Below are 5,145 nucleotides of genomic sequence, written 5' to 3'. Positions count from 1 at the left end.
ACCGCTATATCAGCACTCCCCCTCCGAAAGCCCGTAGGGCTGGCACAACAGTAGCCGTGGGTGCCAACCCACGGAATCGCATCACCATGTCTCCCAAATGTCGTGAAACCGCGTAGCGGTGACACAAAAACTCCGCTTGTTCCAACATGACAGCTTCACGCTCCAGAACCAAAAGGTGCGGCCTATCGCAGCCAACGGCAACGCCCTGGGTCACCGGCATCACCCCTCCATTTCACATTCGGGAGCCCTGAAAGGGCGGCCTAATTCCTCACTCAAACTCCGTCTCCCGATCCGCCGAAGAAAAGCAGATCATCATCTCCGCATCCTTGCCATCCAGCGCACGAGCATTGTGCCACTGCCCCGCAGGAATCGAGATCGTATCACCGGCATTGAGCAAGAATTTCTGCTCCCCCAAACTGTGCTCCAGCCTGCCGCTGAGCAGGTGCAAAATCTCATCACAGTTCGGATGCTTATGTCGCGGGTTCGTCTGCCCCGCCGGGATGATCACATGCCCCAGAGTCATCGTGCTTGAATTGCCCATCTCCCGCGATGCCAGCCAGGTGAGTTTTCCCCACGGCTGATCGATCAAAAGGCCTTCGGCAAACGTGCGAATAGGAGAACCGTCCATCATGCTTGTAATGATTCCCATGACGAAGGGGTTGGCGACTGATTTTTGCGCTCTGTAAGACAGGTAAGTTGTTTGTAAACCAATACTCTGCGTATTGCTTCCAGTTATTGAAACTCTATTGTGAAAGGGTTCGCAGTTTTGAAAGCCAAACGCACTCTGTCATGCACCCCGCATCACTCACCTCCCGGTTCACGCGCTCTTCATCTGGACTGCTGTCGAAACTCCGCGTCGTGGGCCTCTTGGGACTGATGGGAACCTCCGGAATGGCAGCCGATCTGCCCGCCTATCGCAGCCTATTCGTCGATCAATCGCCACGTCCAGATGCACGTTCTCTCGCCGCCTTCGACTTGTCCGTTTTGCATCCGCAGGCCGAGCTCGACATGGAGCCCGGTCATGCGCTTGGAAATCACTACTTCGCGCTGCTCGACGTCGCTCACTTCCGCAACGGAACGCGTGCTGCCATGCAGAGCGCAGAACGTCAGGTGTCCTCGAAACCTTCCCCCTCCGACCCGCACACCCGCATCGTCGATCCCACGGACCCCCAATGGATCGCCTGGGTGATCGAATCCCTCGCCGACCCAGCGGCAAAGAAAGGCTTCGACGGCTTCGTCCTCAGCTTCGGCACTGAAGCATCCACCCCAGCAGCACGCACCGCCTTTCTCACCCTCGCCGCCACCCTGCACCAGCGTTATCCCGACAAGCACCTCCTGCTCGATCTCAGCCTCGGTCTCGGCGTTGAAGCCGTTCACGTCGCCGATGGTTTCCTCGCCCTCGGCGTTTACACCCGCGCAGGCAGAAACGGCGAGGCGGACTGGACGTCCATCGCGGAGACGCAGCGCCTCACCCGCTTCATTCGCACCGTTCAGATGCAGGGCATGCACGTCTTTGCCGTGGAATACGCCTCCGCCGATGACCGCAGCGCCTGCCGTGAGGCTGCACAGCGTCTCACCAGCATGGGAGCCCTGCCGTTCATCACCACCCCAGCCCTGAACGGAGTCAATCTGGGCCCGTTGGAGGAAGTCTCCCGCCGCGTGCTCGTGCTGCATGGCTGGGATGAAAAACACGTCGGTGAAAAATCTGCCGCTGCCGAATCCACCACCACCTCACGCCTCCTGCGCCCGTCTCTGGAATGGCTGGGCTGCAAACTCGACTTTCGCAATCCCACCGGTGCCGACTTCCTGCCTGCAGACCATGATTTCGCCGCCGTCATTCTCGACTCCAGCCTGACCCTCAGCGCTGAGCAGCAGCGCACTCTCGCCGCATGGCTTCCCTCTCTGCAGGCCCGCAAAATTCCGCTGCTCCTCACCGGCATGCCGTGGACGGAAAATGCCGCGCGCCATCTCGCCACGCAGCATCTCGGTCTCGGCGGCAACGCCCTTCCCGCCACACGCCTCGTCAAAACGAACGTGGTCGCCATGGATTCCGCCCTGCTGCGCGTAAACACGAGGATCACTTCGCACTCGCTCGGCTTTCTCGATCTCACCGCCCCCGCAGGCTCCCACATCGTGCTTGGCCTGCATGGGCAGGATGCCTTGGGCTCCGAGCATCACTTTGATCAGACCTTCCTCACCACCTGGGGCGCGGCATGGATTGATCCCGCCGCTCAGGCTGCCACCTCACAGCTCGACCTTCCTGCCTTCCTCGCCCAGTGGCTCGGTTCCGACGACAGCCTCCCGGTGCCCGATACCACCACGCGCACGGGCCGCCGCGTGTTTTACAGCCACATCGACAGCACCGGTTTCTCCACTCCTTCCACTCTTCCCGGTTTTCCACTATGTGCTGAGGTGATGCGTGACCGCATCTTGGGCCGCAATCTCCTGCCAGTCACCGTTTCCGTTTGTGAGGCCGAAATGCGCTCCTGGCTCCCTGGGCAGAAGCCCGGCGAAGCCGCCCGGCTCGAACACGTCGCCCGCAGCATTTTTGAAATGCTGCAGGTTCATGCGGCTTCAAACTCGTTTTCTCGCCCCACCCAATGGACCGCCGGTATCGACATCTCCAGCACTCTCAACGACCGGGCCCAAACCTCCCGTCATGACATGGAGCGCGAGATCGCCGGCTCCATGAGCTATGTCCATCGCCGCCTGCTGCCTCTGGGCAAAGCGGTGAAACTCATGCTCTGGCCTGCCAATACCACCCCCACCCCTGAAGCCTTGAGCTTCTGCCGCGCCATGAACGTTGAGAGCCTTCCGGCGATACCAAGCGTGGATCCCGTCACCAGTCCCTCAGGCTCCCGCAATTCCTTCCGACTTGAGCCTCTCGCCCTTCGCTTCAGCTTTGCGGATGTGCGCACCGAAGCAGGCATCGTTTCACTCGAAAAATCCTTCGCGGCCTGCTCTGGCGAGCCGCTGCATGCCATGACCGCCGCCGCCTATGCTTCGAGCCTCCGCGATGCTCAGCACACCCGCATCCTGCGTACTGCCGCAGATCATTGGCTCATTCTGAACACCGGCAACTGCCGCACCCTGCGCCTGCCCGTCACCGCCGGCCTGCCTGATATGTCACGTTGCCAGGGAGTGTCAGGCTACAATATCCATCAGGGCCAGCTCTACATCCACACCATGGGCTATCCGCGCACCGAACTCGTGCTCACTAAAAACAAACCGGTGCGGCACATTCATCTCGCCGAATGCAGCACCGCAGTTGAGTTCTATGAGCTGACCGCAAGCCGCGCCACCTTCCAGGTCCGCGATCTCCGTCCCGTCGAAATCGTGCTGGGTGGGTTCGAGCCGCGCGGTCAGTGCGCCTACCTCGAAAATGGCCGCCCTTACACCGCAAATGCGGACGGGCAGGGCATCGTCCATCTCGAAGTCGCCTGCCGCTCCACCATCGCCCTCCAGTCCCTGCCGCCCGCCTCGCACGCGGTCATGCGCTGATCACCTCCTCTTTTCCGAGCACTCATGTCCCTCAGCTCCCGCCAGGTTCTCCTGCTCATTTTTTCCTACACCCTGCTCGCCGTCGCATGGGGCTGGCGCCTGCATGCCAACGATCCGACCACCCCGAAGGTAAACCCGCAGTTGGAGGCCACCCGCACCGCCATCGCCTCCAGCCTCGCTCATGCCCCCGGGCATCTGCAACAGTCCGCCTTGGTTCAGCTCGCGCTGCTGCCAGATGATCACTTGGCGGCGTTGCACACCTGGCAAAAAACCGTGCCTGAGCAGCGGCTGCGTCAGCTCACGGTGCGGCAGGGCCCGCTCCAGACGCCCTCTCCGCTGAACACCGCGCTGCTCTTTGTTGAACTCACTCGACCCGACGCACCGCCCATCGATGACAGTCGGCTCATCGTCTCCGCCTCTGGCGACCGGATCGAAGAATCGCACAAAATCGAAGCCCTCGAACTGCTCGCGTCTCAGGCCATTGCAACGGGCGAGCAGACTCTCGCCGTCGAAATCCATGAGCGTGCCTGCGAATCTCCCGCCGCCACCTGGCAAACGGTGCTGAACCTCACCCATGCTGCTCGCACCGCACGCCGTCCGGCGGCAGCCCTGCGTGTGGTGAATGACTGGCTCGGTGCCACACAGCCAGGTCTCGATGACGCTCAATACGAAGCCGCGCTTGATCTGCAGATCAACCTCCTGCTCGAAGGCACCCGTTATGCCGAAGCCAGCCGTGTCACGCTCGATTCTTTGCGTGCCTTGAAACCGGCAGACGCCATCCCGCCGCGCCGCCTGCACCGGGCGCTGCTCTCCACCCAAACCGCAGGAGAATCCGCTGAACTCCTGCCCTGGATCGAGCGCCATCTGCGCACCTTCGCCGATCATCAGCGCTCGCTGAAGGATCTCTCTTCGGCAACGGCCATCGACTCCGAGTATCGCCGCTGGCTGAGTGAAGCTGCCAGCATCGCCGATTTCAATCATCAAACCAGCATCGCCTGCGACCTGTTTTTCCGCCTCGCCGCCATCGGTGAAACAAAGGTCCTGGCCCGATTGCACGCACTGGCAACACAGATCGGGCGCGGCAAAGAACTCACCGCTGTCCTTGCACGTCTGCAAGTCCACTTCTCCCCTGTGCAACTGGCCCAGGCACTCACAGAAGGCGATGCCCCCGCTGCCGCTCGTGCGCTCCTCTCCCCCCACCTCCAATCATTCCCCCATGATCGTGAAGGCTGGCGCATGCTCACACACATCGACATCATCCTGCGCGGACAACCTGCCGCCGCGATGCTGTGGGAGAGCTTTCTCAAACGCTTTCCAGACGATGTCCCCGCAATGAAGCAGCTCACCCACTTGCAGGTTTCTGCCGCGCAGCCTTCCCAGGCCTTGCTCACACTCCAGTCCATTCCCGGCAGCCAGCTCGATCAGGCCACACTGCGGCACATCGCCGCTCTTGCCATCCAGTTGGGCGACATTCCCGCCGCCCATCGTGCCCAGCAGCTCCTCATCGAATCTTCACCACACCCGGCGGTCAGAGACGTCCTCGCTCTCGCCAGCCTCACCCTTCACCACCCGGACGTGGCCACCGCCCATGCCGCTTTGACAGAAGCCGTCGCCAAACTTCCCACCGGCACCGAATTTCACAAA

The 5,145-nt window shown here is 61.6% G+C and carries 3 protein-coding genes; 2 read left to right on the top strand and 1 reads right to left on the bottom strand.

Features of this window, described 5'->3' with window-relative positions:
• Window positions 1-268 precede the first annotated feature (268 nt).
• Complete coding sequence (locus PSV43_RS06565; protein ID WP_300194748.1) at window positions 269-649, bottom strand: cupin domain-containing protein; 381 nt, start codon at window positions 647-649, stop codon at window positions 269-271.
• 140 nt (window positions 650-789) lie between these two features.
• On the opposite strand from PSV43_RS06565, the gene PSV43_RS06560 reads away from it, so the two are divergent.
• Window positions 790-3,501 (top strand): hypothetical protein, encoded by a 2,712-nt coding sequence (locus PSV43_RS06560; RefSeq protein ID WP_300194746.1) that lies wholly within the window; start codon window positions 790-792, stop codon window positions 3,499-3,501.
• A 24-nt stretch (window positions 3,502-3,525) separates the two neighbouring features.
• Window positions 3,526-5,145 (top strand): hypothetical protein (locus PSV43_RS06555; RefSeq protein ID WP_300194744.1); only part of this gene is annotated, 1,620 nt, incomplete at its 3' end.

The sequence above is a fragment of the Prosthecobacter sp. genome, assembly GCF_029946185.1.
In the GTDB taxonomy this organism is placed as follows: Bacteria; Verrucomicrobiota; Verrucomicrobiia; order Verrucomicrobiales; family Verrucomicrobiaceae; genus Prosthecobacter.
Note: the sequence above shows the minus strand (reverse complement) of the source record. Positions and strands in the feature narration are given on the sequence as shown.

What these genes read in the sequence shown, in the direction of transcription:
- PSV43_RS06565 (WP_300194748.1), bottom strand. Translation starts at nt 649, where the DNA reads ATGGGAATCATTACAAGCATGATGGACGGTTCTCCTATTCGCACGTTT.
- PSV43_RS06560 (WP_300194746.1), top strand. Translation starts at nt 790, where the DNA reads ATGCACCCCGCATCACTCACCTCCCGGTTCACGCGCTCTTCATCTGGA.